This is a genomic window from Amycolatopsis sp. CB00013 (assembly GCF_001905755.1).
Classification (GTDB): domain Bacteria; phylum Actinomycetota; class Actinomycetes; order Mycobacteriales; family Pseudonocardiaceae; genus Amycolatopsis; species Amycolatopsis japonica.
The window spans coordinates 1597600-1614879 of sequence record NZ_LIWC01000001.1 but is presented as its reverse complement, the minus strand read 5'-3'; the positions used below and the strand labels follow the sequence as shown (position 1 = coordinate 1614879).

Here is a 17280-nt window from a genome sequence, read left to right as displayed (position 1 = left end):
AACGGGTCCGCTCCCCGCAAGGAGGCGTCCCATGAGTTCTCCTGTCCGCGTCGAGGCTTCGCTCGATCCTGATCTGTCCCGCTGGCTGTGGCTGGTGAAATGGCTGCTCGCGATCCCGCACTATCTCGTGCTCGCGGTGCTGTGGTCGGCGTTCATCCCGCTGACGGCGGTGGCGTTCTTCGCCATCCTGTTCACCGGGCGGTATCCGCGGGCGATCTTCGAGTTCAACGTCGGGGTTCTCCGGTGGGCGTGGCGTGTGCACTACTACGCCTACGCCGCGCTGGGCACGGATCGCTATCCGCCGTTCACCCTGGCCGACGTCCCCGGCTATCCCGCCCGGCTCGAAATCGATCACCCGGAGCGGCTTTCCCGCGGCCTCGTCCTCGTGAAGTGGTGGCTGCTCGCGATCCCGCACTACCTCGTCGTCGGTCTCTTCGCCGGAGGCGGGCTTTGGTTGTGGTACGGCTCCGACGAGGGCTTCCAGTGGGGAGCTGGCGGGCTCATCGGGATCCTGGTGCTCATCGCGGGCGTCATCCTGCTGGTGCGGGGTGACTACCCGAAGCCGATCTTCGACTTCGTGATCGGAATGGACCGGTGGGTCATCCGGGTGGGCGCGTACGCCGCCCTCATGACCGACGAGTACCCGCCCTTCCGCCTGGATTCGGGCGGTACCGAACCCGGCTCACCGCTCGAAGGCCCCTCCGAACCGGTACGACAGCGTCCGGGTACGGCGGGGTGGACGACCGGTCGTGTCGTGTCGGTCGTGATCGGAGTGGCCCTCGCCGTCCTGTCGACCGGTCTGATCAGCGGGGGTGCCGCGTCCCTGTGGCTGGACCGGGTCGACCGCGACGACGACGGATACCTGACGGTCTCGAGTACTTACAGCACCGACACCGCCGCCTTGGCGAGCGAACGGTTCACGTTCGTCGCCACCGCCGCCGGCGATGTCCCCGTTACCCGTGCGCTCGGCGACATCCGCGTACGGGTGACCGCTCTCGGCCTGAAGGACGTTTTCGTCGGTGTCGCGCCGTCCCCGGCGGCGGAACGCTATCTGAGCGAGACCGACCACGCGACGGTCACCGATCTCGCTTCGGGCGAGCTGGCCGTACACCGTTCTCCGGAGTCGCCGGTGCTCCCGTGGGAAGTGGGAATCTGGACGGCTTCGGCGGTCGGCCCGGGCACGCAGACGATCACCTGGCCGGACCAGGCCGGTGACTGGACCCTCGTGGTGATGAACGCCGACGGCTCGGCCGGGGTGGATGTCCGCGCGGAGGCGGGTGCGACCGTACCGATACTCGGCTGGCTGTCCTGGGCTCTGCTGGTATCCGGCCTGCTGCTGCTCGCCGCCGGGGTGGGGCTGGCCGCGGTCGCCGTCACCCGTGTCTCGAACGAACTTTCACCGATCAGCCAAGGAGAGTCGTGATGCAGGTACTCGTGGTCTTCGAGTCGATGTTCGGCAACACCGAGATCATCGCCAGGGCGATCGGCAAGGGCTTGGCCACCTCGTGCGAAGTCGAGGTCGTCAACGTCGACGACGCCCCGGCCCAGTGGGACGGCCTCGGCCTGCTCGTCGTCGGCGGCCCCACCCATGCCCACGGCATGACCCGGCCCGGTACCCGCAAGAGCGCGCGGCAGGAGGTCGAAGGTGGCGTCCGCTCGGCGACCGGCGTCCGGGAATGGCTCAGCGCCTTGCCGACGGCATCACGCCGTGTGCCGTTCGCGGTCTTCGACACGAGGCTCCGCCGAGCCCGGTGGCTCGTCGGTTCCGCCGCAGTCGGCGCGCGGAAGCTGCTGCTGAAGCGCCACGGTGTTCCGTTGCTGCCGCCGGAGAGCTTCTTCGTGGACGTCGGCAAGAACGCCACGATCCTGGCCGACGGTGAGCAGGAGCGCGCTGAAGCCTGGGGCGCCCGGCTCGCGACGCGCCTTCTGGAGACCGCGGCCGGCTGACCCTCACGGGTGAGAAAGCACCCACCAGGCGACGAGCAGACCACCCGAATTGGTCGCGCAGTGCAGGAGCGCGGGTGCCAGCACGCCCTTTCCCCAGTGCCGCCACCAGTACAGGAAGATGCCGGCACCGGCCGCCGCGACCATCGCCAGCACGGAGATCAGCGGGAGCGGGAGACCGCCGACGGTGGCGTCGACCGCGGCGTTGCGGACCAAGGCGAGCGAGGGCAGAAGATGCCACAGACCGAACAGGGCGGCGGCGCCGAGGACCGGCGCCCAGCGCCAGCGCTCGCCGGCACCGAGCAGTGCGGGGAGAACGCCGCGGAAGGCCACCTCCTCGACAAGGACGGTGCCGAGCGGAATACGGAGCAGGGTGAGCCACAACAGCTGACCGAGCCCCGGCGTCCCGACCCTGCCGTCCTCGAAGAAGGTGCGGAGCCCGGGCACGGCCAGCGCCACCGCGAAAACGAGGCCGACCAGCCCGGCACCCGCGAGGCCGACGACCGCGGCGCGACCGAGGGTGTGCCTGCCGAGCCCGATCGAAGCGAGCCGGAGGCCGGAGAATCTGGCGATGGCGATCAGCACCGCCGCCGTCACGACACCGCACACGGGATACGCCCACCCGGGCAGCACCCGGTTCGCGAGCACCGTGGCCGCCGCGAGCAGCAGCACCGAGACGATGACGGCGGGAACCCTGCGAGGGAGCCGTATGTCGACTGGTTGCGTTCGGTCAGCCTGATCGTCGTGGTGATCTGGCACTGGGCGTTCACCATTCTGCGGTGGTCACCGGACGGGCCGATGCCGACGAGCCCGCTCGGATTCTTCTCCGGGTTGTGGATCTTCACCTGGCTTCTGCAGGTGATGCCGATGTTCTTCTATGTCGGGGGATACGTGCACCTGGTGTCCTGGCGACGGGCGCGGGCGGGCGGGGAGTCACTCTCGCGATACATCCGGCACCGGATCAGGCGGCTCGTCCTGCCGGCCGGAGCCCTGGTGCTGATCTGGACGGCTTTCGGTGTGACGGTGGCGTCGGTGTCCAATCTACGCTGGATTCGCGGTGCGGTGCTGTTGGTCATCAGCCCGTTGTGGTTTCTCGCGGTGTATGTCGTCCTTCTGGCCGTGCTGCCGGTGAGTCTGTGGCTGCACCGGAAGTTCGACGTCGTGGTCCTGGTCTGGCTGGGTGGTGCCGCACTCGGCGCCGACGTGGTGCGATTCCGCTACGGCGTCGACGAGGCGGGGTGGGTGAACATGATCGCGGTCTGGGGCCTCGCCCATCAGGCCGGTTTCTTCCATCGACGGCTCGTCGACTCACCGCGGCGGTGGGGTCACGCGTTGCTCTGGACGGGCCTGTTCGGTCTGGCGGGCTTGGTGTTCTCCGGTCTGTACCCCGGTTCGATGGTCGGTGTCCCGGGGGACCGGTTGTCGAACATGGGGCCGCCGACGTTCGTGATCGTCGCGCTGCTGACCTTCCAGATCGGTTTCGCCGAAGTGACCCGGCCGTTTTTCGAACGACGGCTGGAAAGGCCGCGCTGGCGCCGGTTCATCGGTCTGCTCGACCACTACGCGCTGCCGCTGTTCCTGTTCCACACCACCGGAATGGCGCTGGCGAAGGCCTGTGTCTACTTCATCTTCGGGAACGGTGTCTCCGACGACCGGCTCCCCGATCTGATCTGGTGGCTGCAACGGCCGGTCGCGGTACTCGGCTCGTTGCTGTGCACGCTCCCGTTTCTGGTGCTCTTCGGAGGAAGGCGGACTCGTGGCGTGAGACGTGAGGACCTTCGACCCTGCATCGAAGACGGCGTGAGGAGGACGGTGAACGACGTGCGACCGAGAGCGTCTTGACCGGACAAGCCCGGCGGCGGAATGGAAGGCGGGAAGCATGCGTGCGCAGCGAGGAGACTGGCTGGTCATCAAAGGGCCGGCGGTCGGGAAACCGGACCAGCGTGGTCTGATCATCGAGGTCCGCAATCCGGACGGAACACCGCCCTATGTCGTGCGCTGGCCACAGGACGACCACGTGTCCACGGTCTTTCCCGGCCCCGACGCCGTTGTCGTGACGGAGGCGGAGCAGCACGCCGCGGACGAGGCGGAGCGCGCCCGGCTCGCCGCCGCGCGGGAGGCCATCGCCGTGCGGCACTGGTCATGACCGGTGCCGGTCGGCCGCGCCGCCCGATCAGCGCGCAGGACAGGTTGTGGCTCAAGCTCGACGACCCCGCCAACCCGATGCTCATCACGGCCGTGCTGTGGACAGCGAGCGAAGTGGATCCCGACCGACTGAAGCGGGTGGTCGCCGACCGGCTGATCGGACGCTATCCGGTGTTCACCCGGCGTCCGGTCCGCGAAGGTGGTGCCTGGTATTGGGAGGACGACCTGGAGTTCAGCCTGGACAGGCATCTGACGGTGCGCGAGCTGCCCGCGCCCGGGACCAAAGAGGTCCTGCAGGACCTGGTCGCGGCGCGGAGAGGCCGGCTCCTCGATCCGGAGCATCCTTTGTGGACGATGGAGCTCTACCGTGGCTACGGCCCGGGGTCGGCGGTCGTCCTGTGCTCGCACCACGCCATGGCGGACGGCATCCGTCTGGTCCAAGTCCTGTTCGGATTGTTCGACCCGGCGGACGGGGACGAAAGGCCGGCGAAAGTCGGCGGGGTCGCGCCGCGGATGACCGACTTTTCCCGTGCGCCTTCGAGAGTCGCGGCGAAAGTGGTGAAGGCGCTCAACGGGTTCGGTGCGCGGCTGGAGAGACCGATCGCGCGCGTGACCCTGGGCTGGCCGTTGCTCGGCCTGACCGCGGCCGCGGGGCTCACCGGTGCGGTCGCCGAAGCCGTGACCGCCGCCTTGCCGTCACGTCCGGCCACCGTGGTGAGGTGGCTGACGGCGCAGGGATTCGCCGCGCGCAACACCGTCGACGGTGTGCTCGGGCTTCTGGCGCCCGCCGCGTCCGGCGAGCCCTGGTCGGGAGACCCGGGGCCGGAGAAGGCCGCGGCCTGGGGAGACGCCGTGCCGTTGGATCTACTCGCCGACGTCGGCAGTGCCACCGGAACAAGCGTGAACGACGTGTGCGTCGCCCTGGTCATGGCCGCCTTCGAGCGGTACGCCCGAGAAGCCGATCCGGGGCGGGGCGAGGCGGTGCTGAATTGGCTCATCCCGGTGAGCCGTTCGGCCTTCGATGCTTCGCTTCCTCCGGAACTCGGTAACGATTTCGCGCTGATACTGGCAGGCTTTCCCCTGCAGCAGAGGAACTTCCGGGAGCGGTTGGATGGCGTGCATCGCCGTGTCTCCGGTATTCGCGAGTCGCTGGAACCGGTCCTCACGTTCGGTGTCCAATGGCTGGCGGGCAGGGCGCCGGAGGTGGTCTCGGAACCGTTGACGCGGTTCTTCTCGGCCAAGGCGGTGGGCGTGCTGACCAATGTCCCGGGACCGAGCCGGCCGGGCGAACTCGCCGGGGCCCGTGTCGAAGGCGTCGTGGGCTGGGCGCCGTGCAGCGGGAAGCAGGCCGTCACGGTCTGTGTGTTCAGCTACGCGGGTTCCGTGCGCTTCGGTTTCGGGACTGATCGGTCACTCGAACCCGGCGCGCTGGTCGCCGCGCTGGAAGACGCGCTGACCGACGCCATCGCACTCACGAACCGGTGAGCGCGACGGCGCGCCCGGCGATGGTGTCGAGCAACGCGCGGGTGGTGAGCCGGGCCGCGGGCCGGATCGCGTGCCAGTAGAGCGCGATCGCGTGCCGGGCGGCCGGGTCGGTGACGGTGATCCTGGTCTCGATGGTCAACCGGCAGCCCGTTTCCTCCCGCGGTGCCACGGAGAACCCCACGGCGATCGTGCCACTGTGGGGATGGGCGAATTCGCGAAAGGACCGCGCCGTGACCACGTACCACTCGGGAACGGCGGTCCAAAATCGCCCGGCGGCACCCAGGACCATCTCCTGTCCGGGCCGCTCGCCGAGGAAAGCGCATCGTTCCCCGAGCATGGTTTCGCCGAGATCGGGAAAGCGGCCGTGCTCGCGGAGCGCTTCGGGGAGACCTCGCGCGTGGACGAGCGCCCGGACCCACGGCGAACGCACGTCCGTCGCCCGGAGCTCGCCGATCGCCCGGTACACCACGGCGGCAGGAGCCTCGAGCCGCGAGGTCTCCGTGAGAACGAAGGCCGGATGTGGCGCGAAAAGGTCGAGCAGTGTGGGATCGCGGTCGGTACTCATCGAGCCTCCTGGCGCGCGTTGTCGGTGTCTCGAGTTATTGAGGGGCAAGTCAAACGTGTCGTGTTCGTGATCGAGGCCTCCGCCGAGGTGAAAGCTCCCTTGGCCGCGTCCGACGCGGCCAAGGGAGCCTTCGCCCCGGGGTCGTGAATGGCAATGCTCGTTCTAACCCTCATTGCCACTCACGACTGCCTGTGAAACCGGACTTACAGACACAAAGCGGGCGCATGCTGCCCAGGAAGTGACCACTGTGGACACTAATGCCTCAGACGGCACAACGCGCCACATTTGGCTTACCCCTCAATATCAGCGTGACCTCGGGCAGGCCGCGAACCAGCGCCTCCCCGGTGGCCGTCGACGGCGAGCGCGTTCCGCTGAGGGGCATCCGCGATCTCCTCTCCTAGGAGGCAAAGGGTTCTCCGAACCCGTGCCCGGCGGGAGGGCCGAACGTCCCGCACCGGGCGGGCCAACGACCCGGCGTCTCGGGGCGCCAGGCACTGACTCTCCCGCCACGGCGGAGGCAGGCTTGGCCGTAGCACTTCGTGGAAGGCGGTCGAGAGATGGCAGAAGGGTTCGACGACAGCCGGCCGAAGCCGGTGGTGGCCGGAATCGACGGTTCGCGGTCGGCTGTGGCGGCGGCGCGCTGGGCCGCCGGAGAGGCTCGCCGTCGTGGACTTCCGTTGCGCCTCGTGCACGCGTACGAGTCGGCCGGACGTGACTATCCCACCCTGGAGGTCACCGCGGCGGAGGTGCGTGAAGCCATGCGGGAGACCGGGCTTCTGCGCTTGAGCGTCGCCGGGAGGACCGCAGCGGAGGCCGCGCCCGGCCTGGACATCACGACGGAGCTCGTGGAGGGAGACCCGAGGGAGGTACTCGTCGACGAATCGCGACGGGCCGCCCTCGTGGTCATCGGTTCCCACGGGCTCGGAAGTATCGGCAGGTTCCTGCTCGGCTCTTCGGGGATCACGCTGGCGGCCCGCGGCCGGTGTCCGCTCGTGGTCGTCCGGGACGGTGACGCGCGTCCAGGTCCGGTACTGGTCGGTGTCGACGGATGGCCCGACTCGGCGGCCGCCGTGCGATTCGCCTTCCAGGAGGCATCGGAGCTGGGAACCTCGGTGACCGCGCTCAGGACGTGGAGTGAGCTGGGCCCGGTCGAGCCGGGCGTGCGGCGTCTCGGCGGATCGAGAGCCGTCCACGACTCCGCGCGGCGTGCCTTGGCAGCCGAGGTGTCCTCGGTGGCACACGAGTATCCGGATGTTCCGTTCGGTTGTGTCGTGGTCCGCGGACGAGCGGGCAAGGTCCTCCGGGAATACGGCGAACGAGCGGGCCTGATCGTGGTCGGAACCCGTGGCCGGGGCGGATTCGCCGGGATGCTGCTCGGCTCGGTGAGCCAAGGCCTGGCCGGCCGGGCACCGTGTCCGGTCGCCGTCGTCCGGGTGGACACCGGGATTCGGAATTCGCACCCCAAGGAAGGAAGCAGAACATGAACGACGTCGAGAACGCGCGCGCGGCCAAGGAAGCACGGGACGCGATCGCCGCCGGATCAGGTCCGTCCCGGTCTTCGGGTGAGCTGGCGGAGGCGGCGATGCGCAGATACTTCGCCGCGGAGTCCTATCTCGCACGGAAGCACGAGGAACCGTCCGAAGAGGACGAAGAGCGTCCGTCATGACCGGAACGACCGTCCGCGACGTGATGACCAGGGAGGTCTGCTCGGTGCGGAAAGGCACCCCGATCGCGGATGTCATCGGAACCCTCGCGAACCGGGGAATCAGCGCCGTTCCCGTCGTGGGCGACGATCGCGATGTCGTCGGAGTCGTTTCGGAGGCCGACCTGTTGCTCAGACATGTCGAGTCGACCGGCACGCCGCGGCCACGGGTGCCGGGTATTCGTTCGAAAGCGGACGGGCGTACGGCGGCGGACGTGATGAGCACCCCCGCGATCACCGTCGAAGCCGACCTTCCGGTCACGGAGGCCGCCCGGTTGATGGTGGCTCATCGGATCAAGCGACTGCCGGTGATCGACCGCTACGGGAAGTTGACCGGGATCGTCAGCCGGGCCGATCTCGTGCGCGCCTTCGTCCGGACGGACGCGGAGATCCGGGACGAGGTCCTGCGGGACGTCTCGGTACTGATCCGGCGCCCTTCGCTGGGTGAGGTGGAGGCGGACGTGAAAGACGGGATCGTGACCCTGCGAGGTGAGGTCGAACGACGGAGCCAGGCCATCCTGCTGTCGGCGCTGGTGCGCCGGATCGCCGGCGTCGTCGATGTCGTCGATCGGGTCCGGTTCGAGTGGGACGACGAGGCGAACAGGCCGGCCGGATGACGAAACCCCGATGGCCTCCGTCTCGCGAAACGCTTCTCCTGACCGGGGTACTGACGCTGCTCACCGCGGGAGGAATCGCTCGCATCGTGAGCCCGGTGACGGCTTCGGTGCTGTGGGCGGGTGCCACCGTGGTGATGTTCGTACCTGCCACGCTCTGGGTGCTTGCCGATCTGCGGGCGGGCAGGTGGGGAGCGGACGTGCTCGCGGTGCTCGCGCTGGGCGGCACCGTCGCGGTCGGGGAGTACCTCGCCGGGGCGATCATCGCGGCGATGGTCGCGACCGGCCGGGTGCTCGAAGCGGCCGCGCGCCGTCGCGCCGGACGCGACCTGTCCGCACTCCTGGCACGGGCGCCGACCACGGCCCATGTGCGCCGCGGAGACGTCGTCGAGGTTGTTCCGGCTGCTTCCGTGCTGCCGGGAGACGTGGTCGTCGTCATGCCCGGCGAGGTCGTCCCGGTGGACGGGCTGGTCCGAGGTGAAGGGGTCTTCGACGAGTCCGCCCTGACCGGGGAAGCGGAGCCTGCCGTCCGCTCGGGGGAAGAGGTCCGCAGTGGTGTCGTCAACGCCGGCGCCGTCGTCGAGTTGTCGGCCTCCGCGACCGCCGACGCCAGTACCTACGCTGGAGTCGTCCGGCTCGCGGAGCAGGCCGCTTCGGCCACCGCGCCGATCACGCGACTGGCGGACCGGGTGGCGGTCTGGTTCCTCCCGACGGCACTTGCCATCGCCGCCCTAGCCTGGGCGCTCACCGGGGATCCGATACGCGCGGTCGCGGTGCTCGTCACCGCGACTCCTTGCCCTCTGCTGCTCGCGGTACCGGTCGCGGTCACCGGCGGGATGTCCCGGATGGCGCGATCGGGCGTGGTCGTCAAGGACGGCGCCGCGCTGGAGCTGCTCGGCCGCGTCCGCACCCTCGCGATGGACAAGACCGGCACGGTGACCGCGGGCCGCCCGGAGATCATCGCCGTGGTCTGCGCGCCGGACGACTCCGCCGACCGTGTTCTCGGGCTCGCCGCGGCGGTCGAGGAGTTCTCGCCCCATGTGCTCGCCGGCTGTGTCCTGCAAGCGGCGAGGGCCGCCGGAGTCGCGGTCCCGCCCGCCGACGTCGTGTCCGAGACTCCAGGGCGCGGGGTCGAGGGGACGGTGAACGGCAAGAAGGTCCGGGTCGGCAGACGGTCCGGGAACGTGCTTCCCGGCTGGGCACGGGGAGTGGAACGACGGGGGAGACTCGACCTGGCCTCCGTGATCTGGGTGGAGGAAGACGAGAAACCGGTCGCCGCGCTGCTGGTGCGGGACCGGCTCAGGCCGGACGCGGCCCGGACGCTCCGCCGTCTTCGTTCGGCGGGACTGACGCGGATCGTCCTGCTCACCGGTGATCGTGTCGGCAACGCAGAGGAAGTGGCGGCGCTGCTCGGTCTCGACGACCTGCACGCCGAATGCTCCCCGGCGGACAAGATCTCGTTCGTGCGCGGGGAAAACGAGCGCGCGGTCACCGCCATGGCCGGGGATGGCATCAACGACGCTCCCGCCCTCGCGGCCGCGGGTATCGGCATCGCGCTGGGCTCACGCGGTTCGACGGCCGCGGTCCAGGCAGCCGACGCGGTGATCTTGGACGACCGCATCGACCGCCTTGCCGACGCGGTGGACATCGCGCGCCGGGCGAGGCGGCTCGCGGTGGAAAGCGCCGGGATAGGCACCGGTTTGTCCGTGGTCGCCATGCTCGCGGCGGCAGGCGGCTGGTTGGTACCCGTGCTGGGGGCGTTGGTGCAGGAGGGGATCGACATCGCCGTCATCGCTAACTCGCTCCGGGCGCTCCTCGCTCCGCGATCGGCTCGCCGCCGCGCGCCCGAAGGGCTGGTCCGCCGATTCGCCGGCGAGCACGAAACCTTGCTGCCGGTCCGTTCCGCGGTGCGTCTGGCCGCGGACGCACTGTCCGAGGGCGCGGGGCAGGACGCCAACGAGGCGGTACGGCACGCCGGACAACTGCTTACGGAACGTCTTCTGCCGCATGAACGGGCCGAGGAGGAACAGCTGTATCCGGCGCTGGCCGAGGTCTTGGGCGGACCTGACAGCACGGTCACGATGAGCCGGGAGCACGCCGAGATCGAGCGATTGGTCCGCAGGCTGCGCAGGCACCTCGACGAAGCGCCGGACGGCATCCGAGCGGACCAGGTCGACGATCTCAGGGCGACTCTCTACGGTCTCGACGCGATTCTGACGCTGCACTTCGCGCAGGAGGAAGAGGCCTACTTCACGCTTTGAGAAAGCGTGCGTGGCTGGACCGGGAAGTCAAGGCGGCCGGGCCGGTGTCGAGAGACCCAAGCACCACGTCAATGATCGGTGGTCACCTTGGACACTGGACCACCGGCGAGCCGAGGACGGTGGTCCAGCGCCGTCAGCTCGAACGCCCTCGCCAGGTCGTCGGCTCCGACCACGCCGGCCAGACCACCGGCCCGGGTGACCAGGACGAGGTCGCGGCCGGCCCGAGGGAAGCCACGGTCCATCAGCGCGGTCACCTCCGTGTCGACGCCGACGACCGTGACCTCCCGATCCTTCCGTGCGACGTCGATGACCCTGGTCGCGCGCCGGGCGTCGGCGGGCACCTTGACCAGATCGCCGAGGCTGACGATGCCGAGCGGAACGCCGTCGAACGACAGCACCGGGAAAACGCGGTCACGGCCCGTTCTCGCGGCGTATTCGGCGAAGGCGTCCACCGTCCACCAGCCAGGCGCGACGACTGGTGAGGCGTTCATGATGTCGCCCACGCGCAAGGTGCCGAGCCGCTCGCGCAACGGGCCGGCGGTGAACTCGGCTTGTGCCGCGAAGATCAGGAACCAGCCGAGCAGAACGAGCCAAAGCCCCATGAACTGCCCCAGGAAGAGCAGCTGTACGAATCCCGCCATGGCCAGAGCGGCACCCAGTACCTGACCGGACCTGTCGGCGATGGCGCCCGCCCGGGCACGGTCTCCCCGTCGCCACCAGATGACCGCCCGCAGGATCCTGCCGCCGTCCAGCGGCGCGCCGGGCAGCAGGTTGAACACCGCGAGCAGGAGGTTGCTGACCCCGAGCCACGCCAATCCGCCGACCGGCAAAGCCGGCAGAGCCCCCGCGGCCAGGATGGCACCGCCGAGTGCGGTGCCTCCGATCAGCAGACTGGCGAGCGGGCCCGCCACCGCGATCCGGAGGTCGGCTTTCGGCGTCGGCGGGTCGCCTTCGAGTTCGGCCGCGCCGCCGAGCATCCACAGCGTGATCCGCCTGACCTCCACGCCGTGGTGTCGTGCGACGACGGCGTGGGAAAGCTCGTGGAGAAGCAGCGAAGCGAGGAAGCCCGCCGCGGTGAGCCCGCCGGTGATCCAGTACCACGTGGTGTTCGCGCCGGGAGCCGCTTGAGGCAGGACGGCCGACGCGAGGAGATCGGTGATCAGCAGGAGCACGACGAGTACCGACCAGTGGGCTCGGACGACGACTCCGGCCCACCGGCCGAGCGGGATGGCAGTGCGGAACATCGGATCCCCTTCCCCGGGCGTCGTCGACCGGTGTTTCGCGGAATGGACCCGCTCAACGCTTCTCGGGACCCGTACGGGCGACTAGGGCCGAACAGCCTCGATCGCAGGGCCGTCCGGCGAGCCGGGACCTTCGGCACTTTCGAGTGGTGCCGCTGCCGGAACACGGTGGATTCCTCGGACGGACAACGGACCAAGGAGGGCCTGATGCAGGAGAAACACTGGACGGTGGAGATCTTCATCGACGAGCACGAGGCACGGACGCGGGCGACCGCACGCTTGGTGAACCGGGATGAGACCGGCCTGACAGGAGTGGGGATGGCGCGGCTCAACCCGGCCGATGCGAACGTGCCGGAGATCGGTGACGAACTGGCCGCTTCCCGGGCGTTGAGCGATCTCGCGCATCGGTTGCTCGACGCGGCCGCGGCCGACATCGAAGGCGTCACCGAGAAGCCGGTCCGCCTCGATCGCTGAACTGCGGAGGCCTGGTGTGGGGACGAAGTCCCGCCGTGCCGGGACCTTGGGCAGCAGAGCGGCACCCGCACCTCCGGTGAGCATGGATTCCGTAAAGACCAACCTCCGGAGGGAAAGCGATGAGCTACGTACGCGACTTGTCGACGGTCAGCCTCGCCGACGCCGAATCGGCAGGCGGCAAAGGCGCGAATCTCGGCGAGCTGATCAGCGCGGGGTTTTCCGTCCCTCCAGGGTTCGTCGTGCTCCGCGAGGCATACCTGGCCTCACTCGACGAAGCAGGAGTGCGCGCTGAGATCGCGGCGCTCCACGAAAAAGCGCTCGCGTCGGCGGATGCGCCGGAGCAGTTGTCCGGGTTGTGCGACGAGCTTCGTGCCTTGGTCCACCGGGCAGGGATGACGGCCGGCGTTCTGACGGATGTGATCGAGGCCTACCACGGGATCGGGCAGTCGACGCCGATCGCGGTCCGGTCTTCGGCGACGGGGGAGGACGGCGCGGAAGCGTCGTTCGCCGGGATGAACGCCAGTTTCACGAACGTGTGGGGGGACAACGCCGTCCGGGAGCGGATCGTCGACTGCTGGGCGTCGTTGTTCTCGCCGCGGGTGATCGGGTACCGCGCCGGGCGTGGTTTCACCGGGGAACCCGCGATCGCGGTCGTGGTGCAGAAGATGATCGCCGCCGATCGCTCCGGAGTCATCTTCACCGCGGATCCGCGTTCCGGGGATCGTGACCGCCTGGTCGTCGAGGCCGTCTTCGGACAGGGCGAAGCGATCGTCTCCGGGGCGGTGGAGCCGGATACCTACCTGGTCGCGAAAGAAGGCCTGCGGTTGGTTTCGGCCAGGGTAGGCAGCAAATCCCACAAGATCATCGCCGAGGTCGGTGGCGGAGACGTCAAGGTCGCGCTTCCCGCGCAAGCGGCGGGCCGCCGCGTTCTCGACGACGCGACCGTGCTCGAGCTGGCGCGGCTCGCGACCAGGATCGAAGACCACTACGGGACGCCGCAGGACATCGAGTTCGCCCTGGCGGGCAAGGAGATCTGGGTCGTACAGTCCCGCCCGGTCACCACGCTGCCGCCGGACCGCGAGCAGGCGCCGGACGTCCTCGTCACGGGGCTGGCCGCATCGCCGGGGGTCGGCGGCGGCGCGGTCCGGGTGCTGCGTGATCCGGCCGAAGGCGGGCAGCTGCTGGACGGCGAGGTGCTGGTCGCGCCGATGACCAATCCCGACTGGGTGCCCGCCATCCGGCGAGCTTCGGCCCTGGTGACCGACGGCGGCGGGATGACCTGCCACGCCGCCGTCGTCGCGCGGGAGTTGCGGGTTCCCTGCGTCGTCGGCACCGGCGACGCGACCCGGGTACTCGCGGGGCGCGGGCCCGTCACCGTCGACGGAACCACCGGCGAAGTGCGGTCCGGTTACACCAGGCCCTCGGCGCACACCGAACCGATCGTCCGGCCTGCCGCCGCCGAGACGATCGGAACCAGGCTCTACGTCAACCTCGCCATGCCCGAACACGCCGAAGAGGTCGCCGCGCGACAGGTCGACGGGGTCGGTCTGCTCCGGGCGGAGTTCCTGCTGACCGAGGCGCTCGGCGGCCGTCATCCTCGTGACCTCATCGCCAAGGGCGAACAAGAGTCCTTTGTGGACTCGATGGCCGAGTCGCTGCTGCGGATCACCCGCCCCTTCGGCACCCGCCCGGTCGTCTACCGGACGACCGACCTGCGCAGCAACGAGTTCCGCGGTCTCGCCGGGGGAGAGGCCTACGAAGCCGTCGAGAGCAATCCGATGATCGGCTATCGCGGCTGCTTCCGCTACGTCCGGGAAAAGGACCTGTTCGACCTCGAACTACGCACGCTCGCCCGAGTCCGCGAACAGACGCCGAACCTGCACGTCATGATCCCATTCGTCCGTACCAAGTGGGAGCTGGAGGCCTGCCTCGACCTCATCGACGCGAGCCCGCTCGGGCGGCAGCGCGGCCTGCACCGGTGGATCATGGCGGAGGTCCCGTCCGTGGTGCACTGGCTTCCCGAGTACGCCGGGATGGGCATCGACGGCGTGTCCATCGGGAGTAACGACCTCACGCAACTGGTGCTCGGCGTGGACAGGGATTCGGCGGTCTGCGCGGAACTGTTCGACGAAGCCGACCCCGCCGTGCTCGACACCATCGGACGCATCGTCGGCGCGGCGCGAGCCGCCGGGATCACCTCGTCGCTGTGCGGGCAGGCACCCTCGGTGAAGCCGGGCTTCGCGGAACATCTCGTGCGGTTCGGCATCACGTCGATCTCCGTCAACCCCGACGCGGTCGACGCGTCCCGGCACGCCATCGCGTCCGCGGAACGCCGGCTCCTGCTGGACGGTGCCCGGTGAACGCGATCGAGATCCGTGGCCTGCGGAAGAGTTTCGGCCACACCAAGGCGCTGGACGGACTGGACCTCACCGTCCGGACCGGTGAGGTCCACGGCTTCCTCGGCCCGAACGGCGCGGGCAAGACGACGACGCTGCGGCTTCTTCTGGGACTGTTGCGCGCCGACGACGGCCAGATGCGAATGCTGGGCGGGGATCCCTGGCGTGACGCGGTGTCGCTGCACCGGCGGCTCGCCTACGTGCCCGGCGAGGTGTCGCTCTGGCCGACTCTCACCGGGGGAGAGGTGATCGACCTGCTCGGCAGGCTCCGTGGCGGCCTCGACGCACGCCGCCGCGACCGCTATCTGGACCTGTTCGATCTGGACCCGACCCGCAAGGGACGCGCGTACTCCAAGGGGAACCGCCAGAAGGTGGCGGTCGTGGCGGCACTGGCCTCCGACGCGGAACTGCTTCTGCTCGACGAGCCGACCGCCGGACTCGATCCGCTGATGGAGGACGCTTTCCGCGGTTGCATCCGGGAGGAACGCGACCGCGGCCGGACGGTCCTGTTGTCCAGTCACATCCTCGCCGAGGCCGAGGCCTTGTCCGACCGTGTCAGCATCATCCGGAACGGGCGCGTGGTCGACACCGGCAGCCTCGACGAACTCCGGCACCTGACGAGGACTTCGCTCACCGCCCGGCTGACCGGACCACCGGGCGGGCTCGCGGATCTGCCGGGCGTCCATGATTTCAGCCGGGACTCCGACACCGTCCGGCTGACCGTCGACAACGCTGAACTCAGCCCCGTTCTGGCCGCGCTCGGCCGCGTCGGAGTCCTCGGCCTGACGAGCCAGGCGCCGACGCTCGAGGAACTCTTCCTACGGCACTATCGTGAGCCGGCCTTGGAGTCCCGATGAGCACGCTGACCGGGACCGGCGCCCTGTTCCGCCTCGCGCTACGACGTGAGCGCCTACGTGTTCCTTTGTGGACACTCGCCTGCGCGGCGACCACCGCCGGAGCGGCCGCCGCCACGGCGGATCTCTATCCGTCACAACGGGAACTGACCGTGTTCGCCGAGGCGGTCAACGCGGTGCCCGCACTGGTCGCCTTCTACGGGCGGATCTACGACCCCACCTCGCTCGGTGCCGCCGCGGTGCTCAAGCTGACCGGTTTCGGCGCCGCGCTGATCGCGCTGCTGCTCATCACCACGGTGGTCCGGCACACCAGGGCGGAGGAGGAGTCCGGCAGACTCGATCTGCTCGGCTCCGGCGTCGTGGGCAGGCACGCACCGCTCGCCGCGGCGCTCGCGGTCACCGTCGTCACTGGAGTGGCCGTCGGGATCCTGACCGCCGGAGGACTGGCCGTCGCGGGGCTGCCCGTGGCGGGTTCGGTGGCGTTGGGCGCCGGCTGGATGACGGCGGGCTGGGCGTTCGGTGCCATCGCGGCGGTCGCCGCGCAGTTGTGTCGCTCCGCGCGGTTGGCGACCGGGATCGCCGGTGGCGTCCTGGGGCTGGCCTATCTTCTGCGTGCCATCGGGGACTCCGGGCCCGAATGGCTTTCCTGGCTGTCTCCGATCGGCTGGGCGCAGCAGATCCGGCCGTTCGCCGGGGAACGTTGGTGGGTCGTGGCGCTTCCCGTGGCGTTCGCCGCCGTGCTGCTGCTGGTCGCGGTCAGGCTGAGCGACGGGCGGGACCTCGGAGCGGGCCTCCTGGCCGACCGAGCGGGTCCCGCCCACGCGGGACGTGGCCTGCAGGGCACCACCGGGCTGCTCTGGCGGCTCAACCGGGCCGGTCTGCTCGCCTGGACAGCGGTCTATCTGGTCCTGGGGCTCGTCATCGGCAACCTGGCCAACGGCATCGGCAAGTTCCTCGACAATCCCAGAGCCGAACAACTGATTCTCGCGCTCGGCGGGCAGAAGGCCCTGGCGGACGCGTTCTTCGCGCTGGAGTTCGGCGTCGCCGGAATCATCGCCGCGGTCTACGCGATGTCCGCGCTCACCCACCTGCACGCCGAGGAAGAAGCGCTCCGGACCGAGCCGCTGCTCGCGACCTCGGTCTCGCGTACCCGGCTGCTGTCCGGTCACCTGGTGCTCGCGACCGCCGGGAGCGCCGTCCCCTTGCTCGCGGCGGGGTTGGGCGCGGGATTCGCGAGCGGCCTGCAGAGCGGGAACACCGGTGCCGAGATCGGCAGGCTGACCGCCACCGCTTTGGTGCAACTGCCCGCGGTGTGGGTGCTCGCCGGAGTGGCGTGTGCCTTGTTCGGGCTGCTCCCGAGCAGGCTCGGGCTGGTCTGGGTGGTGCTGGTGGCGGTCGTCGTGGTCGGCGAGTTCGGTGTGCTCCTCGGCGTGCCTCAAGTGGTCCTGAACCTTTCGCCGTTCACCCATCTGCCGAGCCTGCCGGGTTCGACGGAGGGCATGACATCCATTCCCTGGCTCGTCCTGGTCGCCGGCGCCTTGTTCGCGGCCGGTGTGGCGGGCTTCCGGCGCCGGGACATCGCGGCGTGACACCTTCGGA

Annotated in this window: 16 protein-coding genes; 13 read left to right on the top strand and 3 right to left on the bottom strand. The window is 69.6% G+C overall.

Going from position 1 to position 17280, the window contains the following annotated elements; genetic code table 11:
• The first annotated feature begins 31 nt into the window (after positions 1-31).
• Both AMK34_RS07240 and AMK34_RS07235 read left to right on the top strand, forming a co-directional pair.
• A complete protein-coding gene (locus AMK34_RS07240; RefSeq protein ID WP_073843795.1) occupies positions 32-1423 on the top strand; it encodes a DUF4389 domain-containing protein in 1392 nt (463 codons plus the stop codon).
• A complete protein-coding gene (locus AMK34_RS07235) occupies positions 1423-1947 on the top strand; it encodes a flavodoxin family protein (RefSeq protein WP_073843794.1) in 525 nt (174 codons plus the stop codon). The genes AMK34_RS07240 and AMK34_RS07235 overlap by 1 nt, the downstream gene beginning before the upstream one ends.
• A 3-nt stretch (positions 1948-1950) precedes the next feature.
• On the opposite strand, the gene AMK34_RS07230 is transcribed toward AMK34_RS07235, so the two are convergent.
• The gene (locus AMK34_RS07230; protein WP_126731377.1) at positions 1951-2616 is read right to left on the bottom strand and encodes a CPBP family intramembrane glutamic endopeptidase; all 666 of its coding nucleotides are present in this window, start codon (positions 2614-2616) and stop codon (positions 1951-1953) included.
• 48 nt (positions 2617-2664) lie between these two features.
• Between AMK34_RS07230 and AMK34_RS07225 the strand changes: the two genes are divergently transcribed.
• The 3 genes from AMK34_RS07225 to AMK34_RS07215 are packed head-to-tail and all read left to right on the top strand — an operon-like array spanning position 2665 to position 5574.
• Complete coding sequence (locus AMK34_RS07225) at positions 2665-3786, top strand: acyltransferase family protein (RefSeq protein WP_073843792.1); 1122 nt, start codon at positions 2665-2667, stop codon at positions 3784-3786.
• Positions 3787-3823: 37 nt separating this feature from the next.
• Positions 3824-4090, top strand: coding sequence for a DUF1918 domain-containing protein (locus AMK34_RS07220; protein WP_073843790.1), 267 nt, complete (start codon positions 3824-3826; stop codon positions 4088-4090).
• Positions 4087-5574, top strand: a complete 1488-nt coding sequence (locus tag AMK34_RS07215) for a WS/DGAT domain-containing protein (RefSeq protein ID WP_073843788.1) — start codon at positions 4087-4089, stop codon at positions 5572-5574. The genes AMK34_RS07220 and AMK34_RS07215 overlap by 4 nt, the downstream gene beginning before the upstream one ends.
• Here AMK34_RS07215 and AMK34_RS07210 read toward each other — a convergent pair.
• Positions 5561-6139, bottom strand: coding sequence for a hypothetical protein (locus AMK34_RS07210; protein ID WP_073843786.1), 579 nt, complete (start codon positions 6137-6139; stop codon positions 5561-5563). The genes AMK34_RS07215 and AMK34_RS07210 overlap by 14 nt on opposite strands.
• A gap of 557 nt (positions 6140-6696) precedes the next feature.
• On the opposite strand from AMK34_RS07210, the gene AMK34_RS07205 reads away from it, so the two are divergent.
• Genes AMK34_RS07205 through AMK34_RS07190 form a run of 4 tightly spaced genes read left to right on the top strand, consistent with a single transcriptional unit; the run spans position 6697 to position 10716 of the window.
• The gene (locus AMK34_RS07205) at positions 6697-7623 is read left to right on the top strand and encodes a universal stress protein (protein ID WP_073843784.1); all 927 of its coding nucleotides are present in this window, start codon (positions 6697-6699) and stop codon (positions 7621-7623) included.
• Positions 7620-7805: a hypothetical protein gene (locus AMK34_RS07200; RefSeq protein ID WP_073843782.1), complete on the top strand. Its 186-nt coding sequence runs from the start codon at positions 7620-7622 to the stop codon at positions 7803-7805. The genes AMK34_RS07205 and AMK34_RS07200 overlap by 4 nt, the downstream gene beginning before the upstream one ends.
• Entirely contained in the window at positions 7802-8458 is a 657-nt protein-coding gene (locus AMK34_RS07195; protein WP_073843780.1) for a CBS domain-containing protein, read from the top strand. The genes AMK34_RS07200 and AMK34_RS07195 overlap by 4 nt, the downstream gene beginning before the upstream one ends.
• Positions 8455-10716 carry a heavy metal translocating P-type ATPase gene (locus AMK34_RS07190; protein WP_073843778.1) on the top strand — a complete coding sequence of 754 codons (2262 nt, stop codon included), beginning with the start codon at positions 8455-8457 and terminating at the stop codon, positions 10714-10716. The genes AMK34_RS07195 and AMK34_RS07190 overlap by 4 nt, the downstream gene beginning before the upstream one ends.
• A 68-nt stretch (positions 10717-10784) precedes the next feature.
• Here the strand turns inward: AMK34_RS07190 and AMK34_RS07185 are convergent, their stop codons facing one another.
• Complete coding sequence (locus AMK34_RS07185; protein ID WP_073843776.1) at positions 10785-11960, bottom strand: site-2 protease family protein; 1176 nt, start codon at positions 11958-11960, stop codon at positions 10785-10787.
• Between the two features lie 204 nt (positions 11961-12164).
• On the opposite strand from AMK34_RS07185, the gene AMK34_RS07180 reads away from it, so the two are divergent.
• The 4 genes from AMK34_RS07180 (at position 12165) to AMK34_RS07165 (ending at position 17270) form a co-directional block, all read left to right on the top strand.
• Entirely contained in the window at positions 12165-12431 is a 267-nt protein-coding gene (locus AMK34_RS07180; RefSeq protein ID WP_073844642.1) for a DUF1876 domain-containing protein, read from the top strand.
• 119 nt (positions 12432-12550) lie between these two features.
• The gene (gene ppsA / locus AMK34_RS07175; protein WP_073843774.1) at positions 12551-14791 is read left to right on the top strand and encodes a phosphoenolpyruvate synthase; all 2241 of its coding nucleotides are present in this window, start codon (positions 12551-12553) and stop codon (positions 14789-14791) included.
• Complete coding sequence (locus AMK34_RS07170; protein ID WP_073843772.1) at positions 14788-15684, top strand: ABC transporter ATP-binding protein; 897 nt, start codon at positions 14788-14790, stop codon at positions 15682-15684. Before ppsA ends, AMK34_RS07170 begins: the two co-directional genes overlap by 4 nt.
• Positions 15681-17270, top strand: coding sequence for an ABC transporter permease (locus AMK34_RS07165; RefSeq protein ID WP_073843770.1), 1590 nt, complete (start codon positions 15681-15683; stop codon positions 17268-17270). The genes AMK34_RS07170 and AMK34_RS07165 overlap by 4 nt, the downstream gene beginning before the upstream one ends.
• Positions 17271-17280 lie beyond the last annotated feature (10 nt).

Coding starts and splice junctions, on each gene's coding strand:
- AMK34_RS07240 (WP_073843795.1), top strand. CDS start 32: ATGAGTTCTCCTGTCCGCGTCGAGGCTTCGCTCGATCCTGATCTGTCC.
- AMK34_RS07235 (WP_073843794.1), top strand. CDS start 1,423: ATGCAGGTACTCGTGGTCTTCGAGTCGATGTTCGGCAACACCGAGATC.
- AMK34_RS07220 (WP_073843790.1), top strand. CDS start 3,824: ATGCGTGCGCAGCGAGGAGACTGGCTGGTCATCAAAGGGCCGGCGGTC.
- AMK34_RS07215 (WP_073843788.1), top strand. CDS start 4,087: ATGACCGGTGCCGGTCGGCCGCGCCGCCCGATCAGCGCGCAGGACAGG.
- AMK34_RS07210 (WP_073843786.1), bottom strand. CDS start 6,139: ATGAGTACCGACCGCGATCCCACACTGCTCGACCTTTTCGCGCCACAT.
- AMK34_RS07205 (WP_073843784.1), top strand. CDS start 6,697: ATGGCAGAAGGGTTCGACGACAGCCGGCCGAAGCCGGTGGTGGCCGGA.
- AMK34_RS07200 (WP_073843782.1), top strand. CDS start 7,620: ATGAACGACGTCGAGAACGCGCGCGCGGCCAAGGAAGCACGGGACGCG.
- AMK34_RS07195 (WP_073843780.1), top strand. CDS start 7,802: ATGACCGGAACGACCGTCCGCGACGTGATGACCAGGGAGGTCTGCTCG.
- AMK34_RS07190 (WP_073843778.1), top strand. CDS start 8,455: ATGACGAAACCCCGATGGCCTCCGTCTCGCGAAACGCTTCTCCTGACC.
- AMK34_RS07185 (WP_073843776.1), bottom strand. CDS start 11,960: ATGTTCCGCACTGCCATCCCGCTCGGCCGGTGGGCCGGAGTCGTCGTC.
- AMK34_RS07180 (WP_073844642.1), top strand. CDS start 12,165: ATGCAGGAGAAACACTGGACGGTGGAGATCTTCATCGACGAGCACGAG.
- ppsA (WP_073843774.1), top strand. CDS start 12,551: ATGAGCTACGTACGCGACTTGTCGACGGTCAGCCTCGCCGACGCCGAA.
- AMK34_RS07165 (WP_073843770.1), top strand. CDS start 15,681: ATGAGCACGCTGACCGGGACCGGCGCCCTGTTCCGCCTCGCGCTACGA.